Source organism: Vibrio anguillarum (genome assembly GCF_001989995.2).
Lineage (GTDB): Bacteria > Pseudomonadota > Gammaproteobacteria > Enterobacterales > Vibrionaceae > Vibrio > Vibrio anguillarum.
Window position 1 is genome coordinate 1 of sequence record NZ_JAHGUP010000049.1, and the last position, 22962, is coordinate 22962.

21 protein-coding genes and 1 pseudogene are annotated in these 22962 nt (G+C 45.8%); 5 read left to right on the plus strand and 17 right to left on the minus strand.

What is annotated here, in order from left to right:
* Nucleotides 1-18: 18 nt before the first annotated feature.
* Both PL85_RS12155 and slyA read right to left on the minus strand, forming a co-directional pair.
* Nucleotides 19-585, minus strand: a pseudogene (locus PL85_RS12155) (HlyD family secretion protein); the annotation flags it as partial.
* Nucleotides 586-591: 6 nt separating this feature from the next.
* Entirely contained in the window at nucleotides 592-1074 is a 483-nt protein-coding gene (slyA, locus tag PL85_RS12160) for a transcriptional regulator SlyA (protein ID WP_019283056.1), read from the minus strand.
* A gap of 113 nt (nucleotides 1075-1187) precedes the next feature.
* Between slyA and PL85_RS12165 the strand changes: the two genes are divergently transcribed.
* Nucleotides 1188-2216 (plus strand): VirK/YbjX family protein, encoded by a 1029-nt coding sequence (locus tag PL85_RS12165; RefSeq protein ID WP_115339980.1) that lies wholly within the window; start codon nucleotides 1188-1190, stop codon nucleotides 2214-2216.
* A 33-nt stretch (nucleotides 2217-2249) separates the two neighbouring features.
* Here PL85_RS12165 and PL85_RS12170 read toward each other — a convergent pair whose 3' ends face one another.
* The 12 genes from PL85_RS12170 to PL85_RS12225 all read right to left on the minus strand — a co-directional run bounded on the left by PL85_RS12170 (nucleotide 2250) and on the right by PL85_RS12225 (nucleotide 13587).
* Nucleotides 2250-3008 (minus strand): EAL domain-containing protein, encoded by a 759-nt coding sequence (locus PL85_RS12170; protein ID WP_026027758.1) that lies wholly within the window; start codon nucleotides 3006-3008, stop codon nucleotides 2250-2252.
* A 98-nt stretch (nucleotides 3009-3106) separates the two neighbouring features.
* Nucleotides 3107-4660 carry a cryptochrome/photolyase family protein gene (locus PL85_RS12175; RefSeq protein WP_115339981.1) on the minus strand — a complete coding sequence of 518 codons (1554 nt, stop codon included), beginning with the start codon at nucleotides 4658-4660 and terminating at the stop codon, nucleotides 3107-3109.
* Nucleotides 4661-4814: 154 nt separating this feature from the next.
* Nucleotides 4815-5189, minus strand: coding sequence for a rhodanese-like domain-containing protein (locus tag PL85_RS12180; RefSeq protein WP_017049317.1), 375 nt, complete (start codon nucleotides 5187-5189; stop codon nucleotides 4815-4817).
* A gap of 50 nt (nucleotides 5190-5239) precedes the next feature.
* Nucleotides 5240-6337 carry an ABC transporter permease gene (locus PL85_RS12185; RefSeq protein WP_017046838.1) on the minus strand — a complete coding sequence of 366 codons (1098 nt, stop codon included), beginning with the start codon at nucleotides 6335-6337 and terminating at the stop codon, nucleotides 5240-5242.
* The gene (locus tag PL85_RS12190; protein WP_017044975.1) at nucleotides 6334-7260 is read right to left on the minus strand and encodes an ABC transporter ATP-binding protein; all 927 of its coding nucleotides are present in this window, start codon (nucleotides 7258-7260) and stop codon (nucleotides 6334-6336) included. The genes PL85_RS12185 and PL85_RS12190 overlap by 4 nt, the downstream gene beginning before the upstream one ends.
* Entirely contained in the window at nucleotides 7260-8222 is a 963-nt protein-coding gene (locus PL85_RS12195) for an HlyD family secretion protein (RefSeq protein WP_115339982.1), read from the minus strand. The genes PL85_RS12190 and PL85_RS12195 overlap by 1 nt, the downstream gene beginning before the upstream one ends.
* A 91-nt stretch (nucleotides 8223-8313) precedes the next feature.
* On the minus strand, nucleotides 8314-8973 hold the full coding sequence (locus PL85_RS12200) for an HAD family hydrolase (protein WP_019280796.1): 660 nt from the start codon (nucleotides 8971-8973) through the stop codon (nucleotides 8314-8316).
* A gap of 4 nt (nucleotides 8974-8977) precedes the next feature.
* Complete coding sequence (locus PL85_RS12205; RefSeq protein ID WP_017046834.1) at nucleotides 8978-10027, minus strand: ABC transporter ATP-binding protein; 1050 nt, start codon at nucleotides 10025-10027, stop codon at nucleotides 8978-8980.
* On the minus strand, nucleotides 10024-10827 hold the full coding sequence (locus PL85_RS12210) for an ABC transporter permease (protein WP_115339983.1): 804 nt from the start codon (nucleotides 10825-10827) through the stop codon (nucleotides 10024-10026). Before PL85_RS12210 ends, PL85_RS12205 begins: the two co-directional genes overlap by 4 nt.
* Entirely contained in the window at nucleotides 10814-11713 is a 900-nt protein-coding gene (locus tag PL85_RS12215) for an ABC transporter permease (RefSeq protein ID WP_026027756.1), read from the minus strand. The genes PL85_RS12210 and PL85_RS12215 overlap by 14 nt, the downstream gene beginning before the upstream one ends.
* Nucleotides 11713-12516, minus strand: a complete 804-nt coding sequence (locus PL85_RS12220) for an alkaline phosphatase family protein (RefSeq protein ID WP_047687600.1) — start codon at nucleotides 12514-12516, stop codon at nucleotides 11713-11715. Before PL85_RS12220 ends, PL85_RS12215 begins: the two co-directional genes overlap by 1 nt.
* A 9-nt stretch (nucleotides 12517-12525) precedes the next feature.
* A complete protein-coding gene (locus tag PL85_RS12225; protein WP_047687599.1) occupies nucleotides 12526-13587 on the minus strand; it encodes an ABC transporter substrate-binding protein in 1062 nt (353 codons plus the stop codon).
* 212 nt (nucleotides 13588-13799) lie between these two features.
* Here PL85_RS12225 and PL85_RS12230 point away from each other — a divergent pair, with 212 nt between their 5' ends.
* The 3 genes from PL85_RS12230 (at nucleotide 13800) to PL85_RS12240 (ending at nucleotide 17506) form a co-directional block, all read left to right on the plus strand.
* Nucleotides 13800-14552 carry a UTRA domain-containing protein gene (locus PL85_RS12230; protein WP_013868276.1) on the plus strand — a complete coding sequence of 251 codons (753 nt, stop codon included), beginning with the start codon at nucleotides 13800-13802 and terminating at the stop codon, nucleotides 14550-14552.
* Between the two features lie 45 nt (nucleotides 14553-14597).
* The gene (locus PL85_RS12235; RefSeq protein WP_115339984.1) at nucleotides 14598-15824 is read left to right on the plus strand and encodes a DEAD/DEAH box helicase; all 1227 of its coding nucleotides are present in this window, start codon (nucleotides 14598-14600) and stop codon (nucleotides 15822-15824) included.
* Nucleotides 15825-16270: 446 nt separating this feature from the next.
* Entirely contained in the window at nucleotides 16271-17506 is a 1236-nt protein-coding gene (locus PL85_RS12240) for a RidA family protein (RefSeq protein WP_064626555.1), read from the plus strand.
* Nucleotides 17507-17635: 129 nt separating this feature from the next.
* Here the strand turns inward: PL85_RS12240 and PL85_RS12245 are convergent, their stop codons facing one another.
* Nucleotides 17636-18292 carry an HAD family hydrolase gene (locus tag PL85_RS12245; protein WP_064626556.1) on the minus strand — a complete coding sequence of 219 codons (657 nt, stop codon included), beginning with the start codon at nucleotides 18290-18292 and terminating at the stop codon, nucleotides 17636-17638.
* Nucleotides 18293-18508: 216 nt separating this feature from the next.
* Here PL85_RS12245 and PL85_RS12250 point away from each other — a divergent pair, with 216 nt between their 5' ends.
* Nucleotides 18509-20245, plus strand: a complete 1737-nt coding sequence (locus PL85_RS12250; RefSeq protein WP_050934249.1) for a SulP family inorganic anion transporter — start codon at nucleotides 18509-18511, stop codon at nucleotides 20243-20245.
* 253 nt (nucleotides 20246-20498) lie between these two features.
* On the opposite strand, the gene PL85_RS12255 is transcribed toward PL85_RS12250, so the two are convergent.
* Both PL85_RS12255 and PL85_RS12260 read right to left on the minus strand, forming a co-directional pair.
* Nucleotides 20499-21380, minus strand: coding sequence for a YjjW family glycine radical enzyme activase (locus PL85_RS12255; RefSeq protein WP_115339985.1), 882 nt, complete (start codon nucleotides 21378-21380; stop codon nucleotides 20499-20501).
* Entirely contained in the window at nucleotides 21380-22933 is a 1554-nt protein-coding gene (locus PL85_RS12260; RefSeq protein WP_115339986.1) for a YjjI family glycine radical enzyme, read from the minus strand. The genes PL85_RS12255 and PL85_RS12260 overlap by 1 nt, the downstream gene beginning before the upstream one ends.
* Nucleotides 22934-22962 lie beyond the last annotated feature (29 nt).

Consider the following 22962-nt stretch of genomic DNA (forward strand, 5'->3'; position numbering starts at 1 on the left):
TGTTCATGCGGTTTCCGTAGCCAATTGGTTCAAAGCGGCGCGAATGCTGACGTTACTCTCGTCACTATTACCTCGACTGACGTGCAATTCTTGCAGGTGAGCTTGCGCTGCAACCAAATTGGCTTTCGCGGCGGTAGCGCCACTTTGTGCATCGTCTTTAAGTTGTTGAGAAGTCCCATTGCGTGCAAACAGAGTGTTTAATCGGTTAGCTTCGCGCAACTTTTGATCGGCAACGATACGGCTTGCCGTGACATTAGCTTCTGCGGCTGCAATCGATGCATCCAATTGAGCATTACCTTGTACCGCACGTTCATAATTGAGTTGGGCCTGCTCTACCGCCAGTTGATAGGGTTGTGGGTCGATGGTGAAAAGTACTTCACCCTTGTGTACGGTTTGATTATTAGTGACAAAAACATCACTGATTTGACCATTAACTCGGGGAGATATTTTGGTCACAGTCCGCGTTGCCATGGCTTGCGGTGTTAAAGGCATAGCCAAATCGGCCACCAAAAAATAGGCAAAGAGCGCCACAAAAGCGACGATGGAATATTTGATCCAAAGTGCAAATTTTTGATCAGGTGTCATAAGTAATTATTGTTCCTTTGAAGGTGTTGCTATCGGTTTGCTGAGCGTATCTAGAGCGTTGTGTGAGATTTGTTCGAGCGTAAGAGTCAGTTGGTGCAATTGTTGATCGTCAATATTACCCAGTAAGTTTTGGCGAACTTGCAAAATACGGGTTTCCATCTGCTTGATAAGAGCACGCCCGTTACTCGTCAAACTGACGATTCGAGCGCGCTTATCGTTGTGACAGCAGTGACGTTCGATCAGCGATTGTTCTTCGAGCTGCTTTAAAGTTCGCATTAAAGAAGCCAGTTCTATTTCTAACGCTTCGGCTAAGGTTTTTTGACTGACGTTGTCACCGAGACGCTGTAATTTCCACAATGCGGTCCAACGAGGATGGGTAAGGCCCAAGGGTGAGAGTTCTCGGTCCGCCACCATTTTCCATAAGCGTGAGAGACGAGCAAACTGCTCAGCGAGTGATAATTCTTTCAGGGTGTGCGTATTTTCAATCATAACGAGTTACATATTACTTAGCGTGCTAAGTAATATAATTTAGTTAGCGCGCTAAGTAAATAGCTAATGACGAAGGCTGACATTTTCATACAAACTCAGGACAGCACCCCTCAATGAAACACTGTACATTATTTTCAATGAGCGACTCCCCAATGTTTGAGGTTGTCCTAGCTGCTGAAATTCTGGTCCATACTATGATAATTGAAAATAAACTCGACTACCTGTTTAGCCTGTCTGAACTCTCCGAAACGATTTACCCCAATACCAAAGGCTGGTCTAAAATCAGGAAGAATATCCGTTTTTGTCTATGGGGCGTGACCAATGCCTATGCTCTAAAAAGTATGCTGAGGCTGTTTTCGTGCTCCGAGTTAGCGGAGGTATTGAAGCAATGCCCACAGTTTTTGGAAAAACCATTAAAACCTTATCTCTGCGTCAATTGGTCTGCCAAAGAGCGTACATGGCACATTAATCAACATTTTATCTACTTAGTTGAACAGTTTGGCTTTAATGCTGCGAAGTTTTTCTCAGAATCAGGCTTCTCTATTTTTGATTTTTACGACAAAAATGGGGCGAGTTATTCATTAAGCCTGTGCAGTGGAGAGATAAGAGAAGGCTCGTTGGGGCTGCAACTGACGGATGAAAAAGGGCAGAAAATTTACTCGATCAGTTTCAATGTTTCTGATCAAGGGCGCAGTATTTACATTGGTTCACTACAAGGTCCAAGCAGTGGTGTGACCGATCGTAATCAAATCATTAAAGATTTGACGCGCACGACTCACGGCTTAAGAACTAAAGCACTGATGGTTGAAATGATCATGACGCTAGCGCGTATTTTAGGGGTTGAAAACCTGTATGCGATTTCTAACCGCGGCCATATGTATCAAGCGTTGCGTTATATTGGCTCAAAGCGCAAATCAGTAAGCTTTGATTACGATGAACTGTGGACAGAGTACGAAGCAGAGAAAATGAGCAAATATTTGTACCGTTTGCCAACCACGCCAAACCGCAAAGGTGTTGAGACGCTAAATCGCAATAAACGCCGTCTATATACTAAACGTTATGAGTGGTTAGCCGAGGTGGAAACAGCCATGTCGGGCCGTATTGAACAGTTGAAACTTATGCCCAAGCATTTCGTGGTTTGATGGATCCACAAAATTAGAGGCTGATGTTATGGTTCAAAACGTCACTGTAGGCAACGCTTCAAACTCAGGTTTCGCAAAATAGTAGCCTTGCATGAGTTCAATGCCGAGTCGTTTTAGCCATAACATTTCTTGTTGAGTTTCAATACCTTCAGCGAGTGGACAAATCCCTAGCTCAATGAGCATTGCGACAGTATGACGGACGATTGCTTGCTTCGTGATGTCTTGATCGATATTACGCAGCAGTGACATATCTAATTTTACTATTTTAGTTTGGAAGTTAACCAATAGCCCAAGCCCGGCGTAGCCTGCACCGAAATCATCAATCGCGGTAGTAAATCCTAGGTTGGAGTAATAAGCGACGATCCGTTTTATGTGCGCTGTGTCTACGATTTTTTCCACCTCAGTAAATTCAAACATGATCCGTTCTGTCGGGAAACCGAACTGCTTTGCTGCCTCTAATGTGGTGCGGATACAGCGCTCTGGTTGGTAAACGGCATTAGGTAAAAAATTAATGCTCAAAATACCTGACAGTTTTAGTTTAGCCGCGAGTTTAATCGCTTTGATTCGACAAAGTTGGTCAAAGCGGTATCGGTTGTCATCACTGACTTGTTCAATGATGGAGTAAGCCGATTCATTATTCAGACCTCGTACGAGTGCTTCGTAGCCAAAGATGGTGTTATCTGCAACGTTAACTATGGGTTGGAAAGCCATGGTGAAGTCAAAAGGCAAGCTTTGTTTTTCTGAGCATTGCTGGCAAATACGTTGGTCCATATGGACTTGCTGTTGTTGCATAATCACTCACTGATATTTAATCGAATAGCATGATTATAGTTACTTGCAGCGTGCTCACCAAATTGCATAAATCAAAACGTGACCAGTAAGCCGACGAGCTACAGCTCTTCAATATGGTGTAGATAGTATTGAGCTTGATCTAAGATTGCTTGTTGAGTGGCGTTTTCAGTGTTATCCCAATTTTTATAAATCATGCCTATCCTTGGATTTTTGGCTAACCGTTCACGATGAGTGAGCATGAACTGCCAATATAAACTATTGAATGGACATGAATTTAGACCACTACGGCTCTTTACTTGGTAGTGACAATCTTTGCAGTAATCACTCATTTTATTGATGTAAGAGCCGCTTGCGGCATAAGGCTTGGTAGCAACAATTCCCCCATCAGCAAACAGAGCCATACCTCGGGTATTGGGCATTTCTACCCATTGCAATGCATCAATATAAATACCTAAGTACCAGTCATCCACCTCATCCGGCTCGCAACCTGATAGGAGTGCAAAATTACCCGTGATCATCAAACGTTGGATATGATGTGCGTAGGAAAATTCCAGTGATTGAGTTACGGCTTGTTTAACACAATACATACGAGTATCCCCTGTCCAATAATAGTGAGGAAGAGGTCGTTGAGCGTCAAGGGCGTTGTGCTTGGCGTATTGGGGCATGTTCGCCCAATAAATGCCTCGAATGTACTCACGCCAGCCCAAAATTTGCCTAATGAATCCTTCGATTTGTGCTAAATCCATCGTATTGTCATTCTCAAATCGCATGAGTGCACTTTGAATGACTTCTGCAGGCGATAGTAGTTTGCAGTTGAGTGCAAAAGAGAGCCGGCTATGGTAGAGGCTCCAACGATGTGGGCTCTTTGCCGTCATTGCATCTTGAAAGCGACCAAACAGCGGCAAGCCGTACTGACAAAAGTGGGCCAATAATGACAGTGCTTGTGAGCGGTTAATCGGCCATAGCAATGAAGGAGTATACAGGCCGAAAACGTGAATATTGTGATGCTGTAAACGGTTATAAATTGCACTGACATTGTTTTGAAAGCTAAGTGGTTTGGGTAGGTTTTCTATGTCTTGCACGCTGAGCCTATTGCGATTTTGGTGATCAAAATTCCAACGCCCACCCAAAGGCGTTTGATGATCATCTTGCAGAAGAATACCGAATCGCTTACGCATTTTGCGATAAAACGGCTCCATAATAGTGGTTTTGTTGGTGTTAAAATGCTGAGTGATCTCGTCAAAAGGCAATAAAAAGTGTTCAGTATCAAAACAAGTCACTTGTGCATGAGAGAGGTTTAGCTCCTGCAACTGTTGCCAAACTCGGTATTCATCAGGTCGCTGATAGTGAAAGTATTCTGCGTTGATCTGATGACACAGATCACTGATCAATGGTGGTAGCTGCCAATAATCGGCAGTTTCATCAAGGGTCAAGTAGAGAACCTGGTGTCCCTCACTTTGCAATAATTCGGCAAAAGCTTCCATCGCGGCAAAAAAGGCGCAGATTTTTTGAATGTGATGTTTTACATAGCTTGTTTCTTGTTTAAGTTCAGCTACCACGTACAGTATGGAATCATCCGTTTTGTTAAACCAAGAGTGCTTGATATTGAGCTGATCGCCTAGGATCAAGCGTAAGGTTTTGTACGTTTGCATGCTGTATACCGTTGAGATTGGTTACCGAACATCTTCTACGTTCCAATCAAAAAATCGATCATTGTTGCCGAATAACAAGCTGTGTCTTTCTGTTGCGCTTTGAGAGCCAATTAAAAACAAACAGAGCGATAACGTGAATGTGAGTAGGCTAACATCAATTGAGCGGCTTTATTGCCGAAGGATGAATGATCATTTCCTCTAAACCGCCGCCGTTATGTACTTGAGTAAACCCTTGCTCGAGTAAATAGGCCATGGCTTGGCCCGATCGATTGCCGCTGCGGCAGTAAACCACAATCGGTTGTTGTTTATCGATGTGAGAAAAAGCACTGCTAACAGTATCAAGTGGGTAGTTTAGCGCACCTTCAATATGGCCAGCTGCAAATTCTGCTGCGGTTCGAACATCGACTAAAAGCGCGCCATTTTCAATCCATTGCCATGCTATCGTTGAGCGCTCTGATGCCAATGCATCTGAGGTATTGGAGATCAGGCCTACACACAATAACGCTTTGGTCATCAGTGACTTTAACATGTTAGTTTCCTTCTTTTGGCTTAAAAATTAGCCTTTAAATGTGAATGGCGTTAATCAAGGGATTTCTTAAATCTCAACGACGCGACGATAATCCCACCGACGGTAAAGCTCAACATCCATAGCGCATCTCGCCATAGATCCATGAGGTTAGCACCGCGCAACACAATCCCGCGGATCATGCGCATAAAGTGAGTCGCAGGCAACGCTTCAGAAATCCACTGCGCTGCTAGTGGCATGCCTTCGTAGGGAAACATAAATCCAGAAAGTAAAATCGAAGGCAGTAAAATAAAAACAGTCATTTGCATGGCTTGCAGTTGAGTGGAAGCAATGGTTGAAATCACCAAACCTAAGGTCAAACTGGCAGCGATAAACAGCAGCGTACCGAAGAGAATTTGGCTGATCGCACCATTAATGGGCACGTCAAAAATAAAATGCCCTAAGCCCAAGATGATGAAGACCTGAATTAATCCGACAAAAATATAGGGCACAATTTTGGCGACCATAAGCTCAATAGAGTGAATTGGCGTTGTGATCAGCAGTTCTAAATTGCCGCGCTCTTTTTCTCGCACAATCGCGGCACTGGTGAAGAGGATCATCGTCATGGTTAAAATGACCCCCAGCAAACCGGGTACGATATTGACCGCAGAGCGGCGAGTGGGGTTATAAAACAGCGTGACTTCAAAGGTTTTGACGGTAGCTGGACGAATGTCAAAATCAAAATCGGTCAGCGGCATGGATTGCAGACCTAAAATGGAGGCACTGATCATCGTATCGGAGCCATCAACAATCCACTGACCTAACACGCGTTTTTGCACCGCGCGCTGGGTGAGATCTTTTGGCAGGATCAGCGCTGCTCTCACGTTACCTTGTTCAATCGCATGTTCAGCTTGCTCTGCTGTGGCAAAAGTGTGTTTGACGCTCACAACCTGTGTGGCTTTGACTGACTCTACAATTAACCGTCCGAGTGTACTTTCACTTTGATCAACGATGGCGATCGGAATATTGCGTACGTCAGTATTGATGGCAAAGCCAAACAGCAACAGCTGGATCAGTGGGATCATCACTACCATGCCAAACGTAATTCTGTCTCGCGAGAGTTGGCGTATCTCTTTCACCATCACCGCTTTCATTCGAAATAGTGCTTTCATTGACGCCCCTTGCCAGTCACAGTGACAAAGACATCTTCCAAACTTGGGCGAGCTAGATTCATCTCAGCTTCAGCCAGTTCAGGGAAGGTTGTTTTTAGCCACGCGATAGGTTGTGTGACTTGTTGATGAATAAGGATCCGCAAGCGGATGCCAAGTTGCGCAGCAGAGCGAACCTCCGCCCGAGCCATGACTTTTTCTTTTAATTGGCGCAAATTATGGGCTCGGACTTCGACAATGTTGACGCCCATCGTGTTCATTAAGGTTTCTGGCTCACCATCTGCACGAATTAAACCCGATTCCATGATGGCTAAACGGTGGCAGCGTTCTGCTTCATCCATGTAGTGAGTGGTGATCAAAATGGTGGTGCCTTGGTCTGAAAGATCGAACAATTGTTCCCAAAATTCCCGTCTATTTTCAGGATCGACCGCCGACGTTGGTTCATCCAAAAACAGCAGTTCAGGTTTATGCATCGTGGCGGCTGCTAGTGACAAGCGCTGCTTTTGGCCGCCACTCATCCCACTTACGCGTTGTTTTCGGCGCTGATCAAGCCCATAAGTGCACAACTGTTCATTGAGCCGTTGTGCCAATGCTTTGCGCGGCATACCAAAAATTTGCCCAATAAATTGTAGGTTTTCCTCGACGGTTAAATCATCGTATAACGAAAATTTTTGCGTCATATAACCAATTTTTAGGCGCAATTGCTCGGATTGTTTTGGGATCGCTAACCCCAGCACATCAACACTGCCGGAGGTAGGGCTTAATAAACCCGTGAGTACGCGAATTGTGGTCGATTTGCCACAACCATTTGGGCCGAGAAAACCGTAAATGGTTCCTTTGGGGACACTCAGATTGATGCCTTCAATCGCAGTGAAATCACCAAATTTTTTGACCACATTACGGGCGTGAATGGCGAGTTCAGTCACTATTTTTGCCTCGCTAAATCGACTTGCGCTGGAATGCCAGAAGGGAGCGATTGCGCGGATTCGGGCAGATCCACTTCGGCTAGATACATTAAGCGGGCGCGTTCATTTTCGGTCAGTGCGTAGTAAGGCGTGAAAGAGGGTTCCGTTGCCACCCAACGCACTGTGCCTTGCAGCGGCTCTTTTATACCGTCGATATGCACTGGAAACTGTGCGCCCGGCACGACAGCTAAACGGTGTGGTGCGGGAACGTAGACGCGAGCATAAGGGGTGCGGCTGGCTTGGATGATAGCGACAATGCCGTTGTTTGGGACGCGCTCACCCAAGTTGTATGGGAGGTTATCCAAAATTCCATCGCGGGTGGCGACAATGGTTAACTCGTCGAGCTTTTGCTGTTGCAGTGAGACGTCGGCTTTGGCGGCGGTCAGCGCCGCTTGGGCTTGTTCGATATCTTCAGGGCGAGTACCAGCGGTTAGCTTAGCAAACTCTTCTTTTGCAGAATCGAGTTCGGCGCGAGCGGCATCACGCGTGGCGGTGGCGCTGTCTTTTTCTGATTGGCTGAGGAGCTTTTTACCGACCAGTTCTTCCACACGTTTGAAGTTTTGCAACGCCTCTGTCAGTTTGGCTTGTGCGCGATTGACTTTGGCTTGTGCGGCCGCCGTGTCTTCTTGGCGTTCACCATTGCTCAGTTTGAGCAAATACGCTTGCGCTTTGGCCGCCTCTGCGAGTGCATGGGCCAGCACCGCCTGCTGATTTCTGGTATCCAGTCGAACCAATACTTCGCCAGCATGCACTGCGCTGCCTTCCGCGACAGGAAGCGCACGAATGATCTCATTGGCGGTGGCGGAAAAAGTGATGCGGTCTCGTTCTAAAGTGCCCAATGCTTGCGCGCTATTTTCCGGCGAGCAAGCATTGAGAGTTGACAGTAAAAGAGAGATAAAGGCAATGCGGTGTTTCATGCTCATGGCGAGAGGCTCGGTTAACTTATTGTCTTCATACTAGAAGTTTACCGCCAGCGCCTCAAGCTACATGGTTCATCAAAAGTAGAGGATGTGATTAGCCCCACTTTAATATCGGCCATTGTTGGGGCTGCGCGTATTGGATGAGGCGCGTGCATGGGTTGACCAAATAGGTAAAATCGGCGTGTAGACACAAAGGTAAATCATTGATCGAGTCAGTGAAAAAATGCACTTGACCCACGTATTGTGGGCGCTTAGCTAGCCATTCATTTAAGCGAGTGACTTTACCGTCTCGGTAGGTGGGTGTTCCCAAAATATGCGTGGTGTAATGGTTGTTCTCTATGACCATATCGATACCCATCGCCTCTGCAACGCCGATTTTACGGGCGACAGCTTTAACCAAAAAACTGACCGACGCCGAAATAATGAGCATTTGGATACGCTCGTCCGTTAACTGTTTAATGAGTGCTTTGGCTTGAGGAAATAGCCTAGGTACGATGCGTGTAGCGACACAATCGTCCGCCAAGCGCTGGACTTGCTCTGTGGGCAGGGTGAGCAAAGGTTGCATCGCAAAATCGAGGTAATCTTCCATGTCCATTTCACCGCTGGCATAGCGTGACATGATCAGCCTATCCTGCGCGACAAAATCAGGGTCGCTCGCTATGCCCTTATCGGCCAAATATTCGCTCCAAATCATTGCGCAGTCGCCGTCAATCAATGTGTCGTCCATATCAAAAACGTATAGAGGTGTCGGCATCTATTTAGGCTCTCACAGGTTGTATTTCGTTAAGGTTAAACAGTAATTCTAGCTGACTGCCAGTGGCAAATAATCGCTCTGACGAACGATTGAGTAAATCGACCGTGAGCTCGCAGCCTCGCACATCCACATGGTAGCGAATGACATTACCCAGTAATTGGTGATGCTTGATGGTGCCATGTTGCGGCGCAGAAACATGGGCACCATAGCTCCGCCCAGCTTCCTTGACGTAGATGGATTCGGGGCGAATAGCCACTTTCCAAGCCGTGTCTATGTTAAACAACTGCTTGGCGGTGGCCGCCTCTACTAAATTGTAATGGCCCATAAAACCGGCCACAAACTCATTGGCTGGCTGAGTATAAATGCTTTCTGGGGAGCCTTGCTGAACGATTTCACCTTGGTGCATTAAAAAAATACGATCAGAGAGAATCATCGCCTCTTCTTGATCATGGGTTACAAATACGGTGGTGAGATTGAGCTCTTTTTGAATATCACGGATCTGCTGGCGCAAGTGTTTGCGAATTTTGGCATCCAGTGCTGAAAGGGGCTCATCAAGTAGCAAAATACGCGGTTTGACCACTAAGGCGCGAGCTAAAGCGACGCGTTGGCGCTGTCCACCCGAGAGCTGGTTGGGATAGTGTTTTTCTTTCCCTATCAGAGAAACCAGTTCGACCACTTTTTGCACTTCACGCGCGATGTAAGCTCTGTCTTGCCCTTGCATTTTGAGGCCAAAGGCGATGTTTTCAGCTACCGTCATATTCGGAAATAGAGCGTAGGATTGAAACACCATGCCAATGCCGCGTTGCTGTGGTGTTTGGTTAGTGATGTTTTCACCGTTGACCCAAATTTCGCCGTCATCGACGGGATTTAAGCCAGCCAAACTGCGTAATAGAGTCGATTTCCCGCAGCCGCTCGGACCAAGTAGCGTGACAAATTCCCCTTGCTCAATGGAAAATTCAATCCCTTCAAAAACGGTATTGTTGCCAAAGCGTTTGGTGAGGTTGGCGACGTGGACGTAATCAGAGCGAGAGGTTGTGTGGGTCGTGGAATTCATTGAGTGGATCCTCGGCTAAAACGACTGGCGAGCCAAGTCAGTAAAAAGATAAATAGGAAGTAAGTCATCACTAACGCGGAGGTGAAGTGACCACTAGTCTGACGCATGTTGTAGAGATAAATCTGCAAGGTTTCATAGCGCGTGCCGACCAGAATGTTCGCAAATACAAACTCGCCAAGTAGAAAAGAGAAGGATAGAAACAGCGAAGCCATCAACCCTTTTCTAATGTTTGGCAGTACGATCAGTAAAAAAGCACGGCTGGTGCTTGCGCCGAGCAGGTGCGCGGCGTCCATGAGATCGTGTAGATGGATCGCCTCAAAACTGTTGGCAATTGCACGGTACATAAACGGCAGCGCAATGGTGAAATAAGTGCCAATCAAAATCCAAGGTGTACCCACAATTGGAAATTGGCTATCGGCGTACAGTTGCAGTAATCCAACTGAAGAGACCACAGGCGGCACTGCAAAAGGGATTAAAATCAGCAGGTTCATCACTTTATCGAGACGAGGAAAATAGTAAAACACCACGAAGATCGCCGGAATAATCAAAACTGCGCTGAGTGTCAGAGAAGCGATGCCAATCAGCAATGAGCGGCTAAATGCATCGAGAAAGCGAGGGTCGGTCAGCAGTTCGAGATACCAGTCAAAGGTGAAGCCATCGGGTAAAATCGTTGCGCCCCAGCGTGAAGAAAAGGAATAAACCAAGGTGGCTAAAATGGGCAGCAACATCATTCCCACGATGGAATAGACCACACTTTTATGAAAGGTGATTTTATCAAGGGTAGGATTAGCGTTTTGCATGAGTGTTCCTTGCGCTATAGCTTTTCGCAATTAGCCACTGATTGATCACAGTAATGAAGGCTAAAATTAGCATCAATACCACGGAAATGGCGGCGGCCAAATTGGGCTCTAAGAACAGATCTCCCGCCACTAAACTGGCAATGCGTACCGTAATGACGTTGTAGTTGCCGGATGTGAGTGCGTAGACGCTGGCATATGCGCCCATCGCATTGGCGATTAGGATAATCAAGGTGCCGAGTAGGGCTGGTGAAAGCACAGGCAAGGCGATTTTTTGCCAATATTGCCATCCGTTGGCACCCAGAGTGGACGCCGCCGCTTGCCAGTCATCACTGAGCGCATCAAATGCAGGATAGAGCAGCAGCACGCCAAGAGGGATCTGAAAGTAGATATACATCGCCAGCAGTCCCCATTTGCCGTACAGGTTGAACTCTTCAATCAAACCGTATTGCTTGAGCAACAAAGTCAGTGCGCCGTTGACCCCAAGAATAATAATGAAAGCGAATGCCAAAGGGACGCCAGCAAAATTACTGCTCATATTGGTAAAGGCGATCACACCATCGCGCAGCTTGCCATCGACTCGGCGTAAGGAGGCGACCAACATTGCTGCAATCGCAAGGCCCGCGACGCTGGACCATATGGCGAGCCACAAACTGTTGCCCAGCCCTTGTAAAATAAAGGATGAGCTGAAGATTTCGCGATAATGGTCCAGTGACCATTGATCGTCAGAGATAAAGCTGTTGAACAAAACCCACAGCATGGGGGCGAGCTGAAATAAGTAGAAAAACAGCGCAAAAGGAGTAAGCCATAACGCAGGTTTGAGTTTGCGTGCCCAGTGCGTTGATTGGCTCAGCACGGCGCTAGGCTTGCTAATTACTTGGCTACTGATCATGCTAAGCACTCCGCAGAAAAGGGCTTATTGTGATCAAGATTAAGCAGTTGGCAGCATAGGCCGCAGAGCTCAGTTTGTTTGATCTCACAAGCTTGGTGCGAAAATTGATCGCCCAATACAAACAGCGGGACGTTGCGCTCTTCGGTTAATATTCCGCCGTGTGACTTGTCATTGTTCATGCCGTGATCGCTGGTCACCATCACTTGGTAGCCATCGTTTAGCCAGCTTTCTAAAAAGTGAGATAACAGCGCATCGGCCATGCGTGCACTATTACGATACTGTCCTGAATCAAGGCCAAACTTATGTCCAGCATCATCGATATTCATTGGATGGATCAGTAAAAAATCAGGCTGATGAGTACGACGTAAGTATTCGGCGTCTAAAAACAGTGCTTCATCGGGATAGTGATCCCAGTGATAAAAACAGCCATGCTGAATATTGAGTGTTTTATCACAGGTAAAACGATCGCGCGTTGCATCAAAAGGCGCGCGGTTATAGAGCTCGCTGACCCAATGATACGCCGCTGCGGCTGTTGTCAGCCCTTGATCTTTTGCCAAACTGAAGATGGATTGATGATGTGAAAGGCGCACAATGTGGTTATGAACAATGCCGCTTTCGACAGGCTTTACGCCAGTGAGTAGACATTCATACAAAGGACGCGATAGCGAAGGCAATTCACATTGTAGGGAGTATAAGGTTGCTCTTTGCTGCTCAATTAAGCCGTTTAAGTAGCCCATGCAATCACGGGCTACGGAATAATTGAGTCCATCAAGAACAACAAGGATCACCTTATTGTTCATGGTTACCTCTTACTGCTGGTGGATAATGACATTTTCTTGCCATTGACGTGGCAATTGGCGAGCTGATTTTTCCCAAGCATTAAAGTCGCTAATTGGGCTCACGTTCTGGTATTGATCGTTAGCAATCAATTTGCTTTGTACCGCAGCAGGCAGTGCAACGTTGCTGCGGATCGGGCGAGCATAGCCTTGTGCAAGGTTGATTTGGCCTTGATCGCTAAAGATGTATTCACGTGCTAGCTTGGCCGCATTTGGGTTTTTGGCGTATTTATTGATGATGGTGGTGTAGCCGGAAATCACAGAACCATCTTGCGGAATGTTAACGGTAAAGCGGTTACGGTCAATTTGGTCACGGTAACTTAGAGCGTTGAAATCCCACAATACGGCCACTTCAACTTCACCTTTTTCGAGGTTAGCGATACTTGGGTCTGTAAATGATAAGCGCCCTTGCTTGGCGAGTTTGGCAAAAAATTCGATTGCCGGATCGAGGTTCTTTTCACTGCCACCATGAGCAAAAGCAGCGGCTAGTACGGCATTATTTGCTTGCGCGGCAACACCGACATTACCAATACTGATTTTGTAATCGCCTTTGAGCAAATCGTTCCACGTTTTTGGCGCATTCTTGACTAGATTATTGTTCGAGATAAATGAAATGGTGCCCGTATAAGCCAGAGCCCAGTGGCCATCTTTATCTTTGGCCCAGTCCGGGATCTCATTCCAAGTGCTCGGTTTGTACGCTTGAGTTACGCCTTTTTTCACCGCCACGCGAGCAAATGCAAAGCCAACATCACCGATATCGGCGGTCGCATTTTTCTTTTCGGCTTCAAACTTGGCAATTTCTTGCGCTGAGCTCATATCCGTATCTTGGTGTTTTAGGCCATAAATCTTACCTAAATCGCTCCACGTATCTTGCCAGTTAGCCCAACTGCCGGGCATACCAATGCTGTACACTTGGCCTTCTTGTTTCGCTGCGTTGATCAAAGATTGTAAATCAGCCTCTTTAGCAAAAGCCGAAGTCGAAAGAGTCAGCGCAAGTGCTGTGGCAGTCGTTGCGCGGGTAAATAAGGTTTTCATTGTCGCTATCCTTCTGGACTAGGTCAGTAAGTTCGATTTTTATCCTAGGGAAGAACTGTGACGTTTTCGGTGTAGTTATTTGACATTTTTAATGATTTTCTATTGCATTTTTATTTCAAATTCAATCAATTAGCCTGTCATAAATCTGTTATCTGCCTTAAGTAGTCTAAAAGACGTTTATTCACTCTGTATAATATTGGACTAGGTCACGCATGAGATTTCGCAGCCCTTTGCCAGTGGCAAATGCTTCTTTAGAAAAGACCCAACTTGGTAACATTAAAGGCACCCTTCGTGAGCAAATTTGCAGTGGGATGCTGAGCGACAGACAAAAACTGCCATCTGAACGTGAATTGAGTGAATTGTTTAATACAACGCGCATTACAATTAAAGACGCTTTGGTTTCACTGGAAACCGAAGGGTTGATTTACCGAGAAGAGCGGCGTGGCTGGTTTGTCTCTCCGGCGCGAATTCATTATAACCCGCTATCGCGTTGCCACTTCCACCAGATGATCCGCGAGCAGCACCGAATCGCAGAAACTAAGCTAGTTGCGGTACGCAGCGTGATGGCTTCTCGTGAGTATGCAAGAGCGATGGATATTGACCGAATTACGCCCATTCATATTATTGAACGGTTGCGCTCGATTGACGGGCGAGCGGTACTGTTTGTCGAAAACTGCCTGATTGCGCAGTGGTTTCCAAAGATATTAGAGGAAAATTTAACCGCTTCGTTAACGCATCTCTATCAGCAAAAATACGGTTACATCACCACGCGTTCTCGTTTTGAAGTAATCCCTACGGCTGCACCTCTTCATGTGGCAAAAGCCCTTAACTTGGCTGCTGGCCAATCTGTAATGAAAATTTGTCGAGTTAATTACAAACAAGATGGCGAGATCATGGACTGCGAATTTGAGTACTGGCGGCCAGATTCAGTCCTGATCCGTATCGACAGTTGTGATGGAGAATGAATAGCTTTAGACTCGGCGCAACCTTTTTCACCCTGCTAGTCGTTTATGAATTTTTCTAAGCTTAACTTAAGCGCCCCTTTGATGGCAGCGCTGCCTGCGTCGCGACACACGGCGACCAAAATCCAACAATTGGCTATTCCAGCCGTACTTTCTGGGCAAGATGTGCTTGCCTTCGCGCAGACGGGCAGTGGTAAAACGTTAGCTTATGGTTTGCCTTTACTGCAACGGATTGAAGTTAATACTCTTGCAATTCAATCCGTTGTCATTGTTCCTACCCGTGAATTAGCACAACAAGTCAGCCAAGAGTTGAGTACCGTGGCAAGCAAAATGGGTATTAGCTTATGCACTTTATGCGGGGGAGTGGCCCAAGAAGAGCAGCTTGCGCAGTTGGCCAAATTACCGCATTTAATCGTCGCGACACCGGGCCGCTTGCTTGATTTACTTACACAGCAACTGATCTCATTGGAGTCGATGCACTGTGTGGTGTTAGATGAAGCTGACCGACTGTTAGATATGGGGTTTTGGCCGGATGTACAACGCCTGCTCAGTTTTATGCCCCAAACCAAACAAACGTTGCTGTTTTCCGCCACACTCGCCGCCGATCTCGAACAGATGGCATTGGCCGTGTTAAGTAACCCGGTAAAGATAGAGGCGAATCAAGCCAATCAAGTGGTGGAAGAAATTGAAGAGCAGCTCTACCTTGTGAATAAGGGCAGTAAAGCACAAGCATTAATTGCTCTGATTAAGCAGCGGGCTGGGCAGCAAGTATTAGTGTTCATTAGCGCTCGTGATAGTGCTGACGCGGTCGCGAAAAAATTACTCAAAGCGGGTATTCGTGCGGCGGCTTTGCATGGTGAAAAAGATCAAGTTATTCGCGAGCAAACGTTAGCCGATTTCAAAGCGAATCAAGTGGATGTACTGGTGGCCACCGATTTACTGGCGCGTGGTATTCACATTGACGCGCTGCCAGTGGTGATCAATTTTGATTTACCGCCTAGTGCGCCAGTTTATATTCACCGCGTGGGCCGCACAGCGCGTGCTGGTCAAGGTGGTGTGGCAATTTCACTGGTCTGCCATGGTGAAAGCCAAGCGCTGGAGGCAATCCGCAGCTTAACGCAGCGCGCTTTACCGCTGCAGGCGTTGACCGATTTTCCAGTGACAGACCAACCTACTAGCGGTGAACCGAAGCGCAAACCGCGCGATAAGCAAGCCAACCGCCGCAGTGCTCAAAAGCGCAGCGTGAAGCAGTTTCAGCAGAAAACAAGCCATTAAGTAGCTCAATATACGCATGCTATTGTGCGTTTTGATGGAGTAAGGAAACTAAGTGACTCAGGAAATTTATGCATTTATTACGATTGAAATGGCACATTAATCGAGTTTATGTGTAAATTTTCAGCAGCTTATTGTGAACAACCTATCATTATTGGACTAAATCAAGAAAATGCAGTATTCAGTTTCATGAGATTATATTCACAATTTTAGAATCATTTCTAGGATAAATATTCTTTAATCCACGTTATTAACACGATTGTGGATAATTAGTCGTTAATCAATCATTATCAATATAAGCGATGACTTTCTAGTCAAATAATATTTTAATGTATGTCACATTTACTGAAAATTTTTTAACTTACCATTTCGCCACTTTGATTGTTTTATCAAAAAACACTTATTAAATATAAATTCGTATTTCTACTAATAATAGGATAAATTTCGATATGGCTGCCGATATTGTAAAGGTTTCAAGAAACACAGAAAATGCACCTATATGTGCTGTCTCTACACAAACTGTCGCTTTTTCTCATTATAATAATATTTCAGCACAACTACCGATAGATCCTAAAACAGGTGAAATTGTTATTGGTTGTATAAATGACCAAACAAAGCAATGTCTGAATAATATACAGTCTATCGTAGAAAGTATTGGTCACGTTATGGATGATGTGGTCAAAATGAATATTTTTGTAAAGAATATTTCAGATATTGATGCCATCAAAAAAGTATACCCCACTTTTTTTCAGGGGCCGCTTCCTACAGTGACCATAGCGGCGGTTACGGCTTTACCTGTCAGTGATGCTTTAGTGCAAATTGATGCTCTTATTTCAAACGGTGAAGGCACTGCTCCACAAGCGCCTTGTGAGCTCATCAAAGTGTCAAGGAATACTGAGCATGCACCTCAAGGTCTATACTCTCAAACCGCGGCCTTCTCTCATTATAATAACCTCTCGGCTCAATTGCCGATTGAACCTAAAACGGGAGAAATAGTACAAGGTGGTATTAAAGAACAGAGTCAACAGTGTTTGAATAATATTAATGCTATCTTAGAAAGTATTGGTCATACGATGGCTGATATCGTTAAAACAACGATATTTCTTAAAGATATATCTGATGCAGAAGCCATCAATGAAGTCTGTGGACAATTTTTCCCAAGTTATGTGCCTGCGCGAAGCCTAGTTCGTGTTGCTGACTTGCCTATGAATGCATTGGTGCAAATTGATGTTGTTGTGTCACATGGTGATGGTACACCGCCACAGCTTCCTGAAGATGCTCGCTTACTTGTGATTGAAGCAAATAATACCGTGAATGCACCTAAAGTCGGCTATTCCCACTCTGTTGCTTTTTCTCATTATAATCATATTTCAGGTCAGTTACCTTTATCTCCAAAAAATAATGAAGTTGTTGCTTGTGGAATAAAAGAACAAGTTAAGCAGTGTTTAGAAAATATAAAGAATATTGTAGAAAGTGTTGAGCATGTTATGGATGATATTGTTAAAGTCAATATTCAAATAAAAAATATGGATGACATTAATATTGTCAATGAAGTTTACACAACCTTCTTTAACCATGAGCTACCTGCGAGAACCGTGATTGGTGTTTCAGAGCTGCCTATGGATGCGTTAATACAAATTGACGCGGTGGTTTCTAATTGTGAAGGTACGCCACCTAAACATTAACGAATCTTTATTATTGACTAAAGAAGGGGGTATCAACGATATCCCCTTGTTACTTGTTAGCTACCTGTAATTGCAATACCACGCTGCCTGGCTGTGGTAATCAAAATCAGCCGACGCATGAAAAACCGCTCAATTACTGTTTTTCAGGGCCGTTAAAACGTGATGTAGTGAGGGGACCACTTGGTGTCCAAGCGCCAAAACTTCTTCACTGGGTTCGACGAGATCAGGAATTTGGTAGGTGATCATATTCGCACTCACGGCGGATCGCACGCCGTTATTAGAATCTTCAAAGGCTAAACATTGGGTCGGTTCAGCGCCAAGACGTTGCGCAGCGAGTAGATAAATCTCTGGATCGGGTTTGCCATGTGTCACTTCACAACCGGTTGTGAACGAGTCAAAGTATTGCTCAAGGCCTGAAAGGCGCAGCTTAATTTGTGCCACGTCTTTTTGGGTTGATGTTGCGACGGCAGTAGGAACACGATTCGCTTTTAACCATTGTAATAACTCGATAACCCCTTCTTTCACTGGGATCGCCTGGTGTTTCACCACGGCATCGTAACGTTTACGCCACTCCGTATGTAATACCGGATAGTTTAATTCTGGCCCGTAGCCTGCGCGCAGTGCTTGTTCAATGCCTGCCGCATTGCGACCAATAGCCGAGAGATAAACCTCTTTTAAAAATGGGACGCCAACTGCGTGGCAAGCTTGTTCGAATATTGTAAGGCAGACACGTTCCGTGTCGAGTAACAGTCCATCCATATCAAAAATGGCAGCTTGAAATTTCATAAGTACAACTTTAGGCGAGTGAAATGGAGTGGGCTATTTTCACATAAGTCGACCTATGGAGGCGATCTTTTTCCTGCACTTTTTCTTTTTCTCATACTTCAATAAAATCAGCCAATTATAAGCGCTAGTTTGTTAGCAATGAGTTATGCTTAATGTGAAAACCTTGTTGCGAGAAGAGGGGGAAGCAATTTGAATAGTGCATTTGTACAACAGTGGATGCCGGGTTTACACCAACTGAAAGACTATGAAACTCGCTGGTTGATGGATGACGTACGTGCGGCGCTTTCTGTGGTTGCGGTTGCACTGCCTGTCGCGATAGCGTACGCGCAGCTCACTGGAGTAAGCGCGATTGTCGGCTTATATTCCTGCGTATTGCCGATGTTGGTTTACGCGATTTTTGGCACGTCTAGGCAGTTGATCTTAGGCCCAGACGCGGCAACTTGCGCAGTGATTGCGGCGGTAGTGACACCGCTGGCGATGGGCGATCCTCTCAAACACTGGCAGTTGGTCATGACAATGACGGCAATGACTGGTGTATGGTGTTTGCTGGCCAGTCGTTTCAAACTCGGTATTTTAGCCGATTTTCTCTCTCGCCCTATTTTACTTGGGTTGTTAAACGGTGTTGCTCTGACCATTATCGTGGGTCAATTTGCTAAAGTGTTTGGGCTGAAATATGAGCAGCAATATCTACTAGAGCGTATCGTGGAAGCGCCATCCTTACTGATTGATTTGCATTGGCAAACCTTATTGATAAGTGCGCTGACAGTGGTGGTTTATTTTCTGTGTAAGCGTGTCAGGCCCAATTGGCCAGCAGCGATGTTGGCTATCATCGCTGCTGCATTTTGGGTGTGGTTTTTTGGCGCTGAACATCTTGGCGTTAAAGTCGTTGGTTTAATCCAAGGTGGGTTACCGATATTCCAAACCCCTCTATTTGATCTAGGGGTGAGCCGCGAATTAGTCATGCCCGCTTTGAACTTAGCGATGGTGAGCTTTGTCAGTATGATGCTCACTGCGCGCAGTTTTGCGGCAAAAAATGGTTACGATATTGACGCCGACAAAGAGTTTCGCGCGCTTGGCTTAGCTAATATCGCTTCTGCATTTTCACAAGGTTTTGCCATCAGTGGGGCGGATTCACGTACGGCGGTGAATGACGCTAATGGTGGAAAATCGCAATTAGTTTCGATTATTGCAGCGATTGTGATTGGATTTGTCGCGATTGTGGCGTATCAGCCACTACAATACATTCCGATTGCTGCATTGGGAGTTGTGTTGATTATTGCGTCTATCTCGTTGCTGGATCTGAAAGGGATTTGGAGTTTACACAAGCGTGATAAAGACGCCTTCTATTTGGCAAGCTTAACCTTCATCGCTGTATTGGTTATTGGCGTTATCCCCGGCATCACTCTTGCGGTATTACTGGGTCTGTTCCAATTTTTACGCACCGTGATGCGGCCAAGTGATCAAACATTGGGTTTGGATGATAAAGGAACGATTCGCACGATTGATACGTCAGCGAAGGCGAAACCAATACCGGGTTTGGTGATTTATCGTTTCAACTCTCCGCTGACTTATTTCAATGCGCCTTACTTTAAACGTCGTATTTTATTTCACACTGAATCGGCGGGCATGAGTGTGGGGTGTGTGATTATTGATGCGGTGTCGAGTTTTACCCATTTAGATTTAAGCGTCATGGCGATGTTATCGGACGTGCAAAGCATTCTGAAAAAACGAGGTATTCGTTTAGTGCTAGCGGGGCGTAAACGCAGTTTGAGAAAATGGTGTGAAATCGCTGGAATTTCAACGGGTGATGGCGGCGTGGTGATTCGTGCGGACATGTATTTAGCCATTAAGCTAAGTGGATGTTACCAACACGCTGTAGAAGAAGGGCAAGTTCCGCCAGTACAAAAAGAGCCGCAAAAGGATATTGAAGGTGAAATTGCGGCTGCTATTTAAAATGAGGTTGGCTCTCGTTAATAATATTGGTTCTCGTTAATAAAAGATAAAGAGCTCTTGAGTATCGAAAAGATGTAAGAAATCCCATTCAATCATGATGCTTTCCTTTTTATGTGATGAGAGCGAGTGCTCGGCCTTTTGCTAAACGGTTAGTGCCTGTTTGGATAAGCATAGGTGAGCGTTATGCATTAGGCAAAATGGTACGGGTTATTAATCTAATATAGGTAGCCTATGGATATGGTGGTTTTCGACGCTAGGCGTAGCGTGTCGGCAGGTAAACAGTTCGCTGTACTTGAGCGGCCAGTTTCCGATGAAACTGTAGCATTTCACCTTCACTGCATGGCTGCCAAGTTAAGGCCTTGCCGACCACACCGTGATGTTGGAAGGCGTTGAGCCGAATGTTGACGTTCGCAGGCAACTGGTTTATCAGATGCGCCACTTCGGTAATTTCAGTCTCTAAATCACTTTTGTCCGGTATATGCAGCAGTCGCACTTCGTGCAGTTTATTCAGTGTAGCGAGGTGGAAAATAGTGCGTATCACTCTATGGTTACTGCGTCCGGTTAGCCACCGATGCGTTTCCTCTTGCCAAGCTTTTAAATCGATCATCGCTCCATCCAAATAGGACGAGATTTTGTCCCATCCCGATTCTGATAGTGAGCCATTACTATCAATAAAACAGCTGAGATGTTTCAATTCTTCATCGTGTTTGATGGCTTTGAAAAGAGCGATGATAAACGGAAGTTGTAGGGTTGCTTCCCCTCCTGAAATGGTAATACCGGCTAAGAAATAATGATTTCGGCGGATAAGTTCCACGAGTTGTTCAACGCTGTAGTGATGAATTTTTGGGTTTGATTGGTGCATGCAGTGCTCAATACAGCGATCGCAGTGAGTGCATTTATTCGCTAGCCATTCGACTTGCTGGTCAGCATTGAGGCGCAGTGCTTGCGATGGGCAGGTTGGCACACAATCACCGCAATGGTGACAGTGACGAATCGTATGTGGGTTATGGCAAGACAAGCAATTGAAGTTGCAACCTTGCATAAAAATGACCAGTCGGTTGCCCGGGCCATCAACGCAGGAGAAAGTCAGCACTCGGCTGACTTTTGCTCGGAGCGGCTGTTTTCCACTCACCATTAGTTGACAGAGTTTGGTTGATAAGCCGATTGCATTTCATGGCTAACCACGCGTGCTTTTCGCTTGAGCACGGCTGTGTTTTTGGCCGCTTCTGCCCCAAGAAATGTGGTGTTGGTGCGTGATCCGCGCTGCTCAAATTGCGCTATTTCAGATAATTTCACCATGTAACCCGTAATGCGAACTAAATCGTTCGAAGCCACGTTGGCCGTAAATTCGCGATAGCCCGAGTGGAGGGCTCCTTTACATAGGTTGAACATCGCCTCTGGGTTGGCCTTTATGGTTTCATCCAGAGTTAAAATATCGCTGATACCAGAGGTATAATATTGATGATGTCCAGCCGTTGCTTGCACATATTCAATCGGGTTGGGTTCGGTACCATAAGGGATGCGCACGCCCGGAGTGACATCAAGATCAAGGCTAATACCACCTTGCGCGTGCAGCAAAGCACGGCCGTTGAAGCCATATTTGACTGGTGAGTTTTGTACAATGTCGGCCAGCTTGGCGGAAATGGCGATGCCTAATTGGTTGGCGATATCATCATGGCCATAACGAGCGTTACTCTGCTCCTTTTCCAGTAATAGATTAACGGCTTCAGCCATGCCATAAATGCCAAACATCGGTGCGAAACGGGATTCTTCAATCAACCCTTCTTGAGTCAGAAAACCTTCAAAAAAATGAGATTGTTGGTGCAGATGAGCAGCTCGAACATCCATCAGCTCAATCATATACTGGCTGTAAGTGGGTAGAATCTGATCTAAAAATGTTTGGCGGTCACTGGCTTTTTTCGCGGCCTCTTTTAAATTCATTCTGACTAAAGTATTGCAGCCTCCCGCTAAAGGAAGCGAGTTGTAGCAACTGACAATACCAAAACCTTGCTCGCCATAGGCGGTGGCATGAATAGGATAGTTGGCGATGTGCGGTTTACTGCATTGACAGATATTGTTGGTTGCTTGGCGCAGCAAATCGTCAGGAGTGATAGAAGGGTCATACATGAAGGTGAGGTTGGGAGCGATCTGTTTCAGTTCAGCATCGATACGTAAAATAGTACGACAAATAATATTGTCGCTCGGGCCGATGTTGGCGTGCATGAAAGCATCGGGCAGAGTGCGATCAAGCATGATCCAAAACAGCTTCAATTTTTGATAAATCGACGCTTCGCTTAGTTCGCCCACATAGGGCAATAACACGCTATCCAATTGCCCCAAATAGACAGGAATAGAGGTCACTGAAGGCACGTGATGGTACAAAATGGTCAGCATATTGAGTGCTTCATCAAAATTACTGGCAGGCGAAAGCTCTAAATACTCACTGCCTTGTGCTAAAAATTTGGCGTAGTCAGGCAACACGTAACGTGGTTTAAAAGGGGTATGACCTTCAAACATATCGCAGATAATGCCTTGTTCCATTGCACGAGCCAACTCAGGAGAGAGTTTCAGATAGGGCAAGCTTGCTTCGGCCTCTAGCGCAAGGAAGTGTGACTTTTGTTTAGGCGAGAGGTGTGCGTCAGTAACGATGGCTTGGAAGCGTTGCTGTGTATCGAGTGAATGGCTCATGAATTAAACCCTTATATTATTGTGGTTTA

Bases quoted from the DNA above. Each gene is read 5' to 3' on its own strand.
- PL85_RS12250 (WP_050934249.1), top strand. From the start codon at position 18,509: ATGCCGGGTTTACACCAACTGAAAGACTATGAAACTCGCTGGTTGATG.
- PL85_RS12205 (WP_017046834.1), bottom strand. From the start codon at position 10,027: ATGAATTCCACGACCCACACAACCTCTCGCTCTGATTACGTCCACGTC.
- PL85_RS12220 (WP_047687600.1), bottom strand. From the start codon at position 12,516: ATGAACAATAAGGTGATCCTTGTTGTTCTTGATGGACTCAATTATTCC.
- PL85_RS12175 (WP_115339981.1), bottom strand. From the start codon at position 4,660: ATGCAAACGTACAAAACCTTACGCTTGATCCTAGGCGATCAGCTCAAT.
- PL85_RS12170 (WP_026027758.1), bottom strand. From the start codon at position 3,008: ATGCAACAACAGCAAGTCCATATGGACCAACGTATTTGCCAGCAATGC.
- PL85_RS12245 (WP_064626556.1), bottom strand. From the start codon at position 18,292: ATGAAATTTCAAGCTGCCATTTTTGATATGGATGGACTGTTACTCGAC.
- PL85_RS12185 (WP_017046838.1), bottom strand. From the start codon at position 6,337: ATGAAAGCACTATTTCGAATGAAAGCGGTGATGGTGAAAGAGATACGC.
- PL85_RS12195 (WP_115339982.1), bottom strand. From the start codon at position 8,222: ATGAGCATGAAACACCGCATTGCCTTTATCTCTCTTTTACTGTCAACT.
- PL85_RS12240 (WP_064626555.1), top strand. From the start codon at position 16,271: ATGGCTGCCGATATTGTAAAGGTTTCAAGAAACACAGAAAATGCACCT.
- PL85_RS12180 (WP_017049317.1), bottom strand. From the start codon at position 5,189: ATGTTAAAGTCACTGATGACCAAAGCGTTATTGTGTGTAGGCCTGATC.
- PL85_RS12225 (WP_047687599.1), bottom strand. From the start codon at position 13,587: ATGAAAACCTTATTTACCCGCGCAACGACTGCCACAGCACTTGCGCTG.
- PL85_RS12260 (WP_115339986.1), bottom strand. From the start codon at position 22,933: ATGAGCCATTCACTCGATACACAGCAACGCTTCCAAGCCATCGTTACT.
- PL85_RS12230 (WP_013868276.1), top strand. From the start codon at position 13,800: ATGAGATTTCGCAGCCCTTTGCCAGTGGCAAATGCTTCTTTAGAAAAG.
- PL85_RS12255 (WP_115339985.1), bottom strand. From the start codon at position 21,380: ATGGTGAGTGGAAAACAGCCGCTCCGAGCAAAAGTCAGCCGAGTGCTG.
- PL85_RS12165 (WP_115339980.1), top strand. From the start codon at position 1,188: ATGAAACACTGTACATTATTTTCAATGAGCGACTCCCCAATGTTTGAG.
- PL85_RS12235 (WP_115339984.1), top strand. From the start codon at position 14,598: ATGAATTTTTCTAAGCTTAACTTAAGCGCCCCTTTGATGGCAGCGCTG.
- PL85_RS12210 (WP_115339983.1), bottom strand. From the start codon at position 10,827: ATGCAAAACGCTAATCCTACCCTTGATAAAATCACCTTTCATAAAAGT.
- PL85_RS12200 (WP_019280796.1), bottom strand. From the start codon at position 8,973: ATGCCGACACCTCTATACGTTTTTGATATGGACGACACATTGATTGAC.
- slyA (WP_019283056.1), bottom strand. From the start codon at position 1,074: ATGATTGAAAATACGCACACCCTGAAAGAATTATCACTCGCTGAGCAG.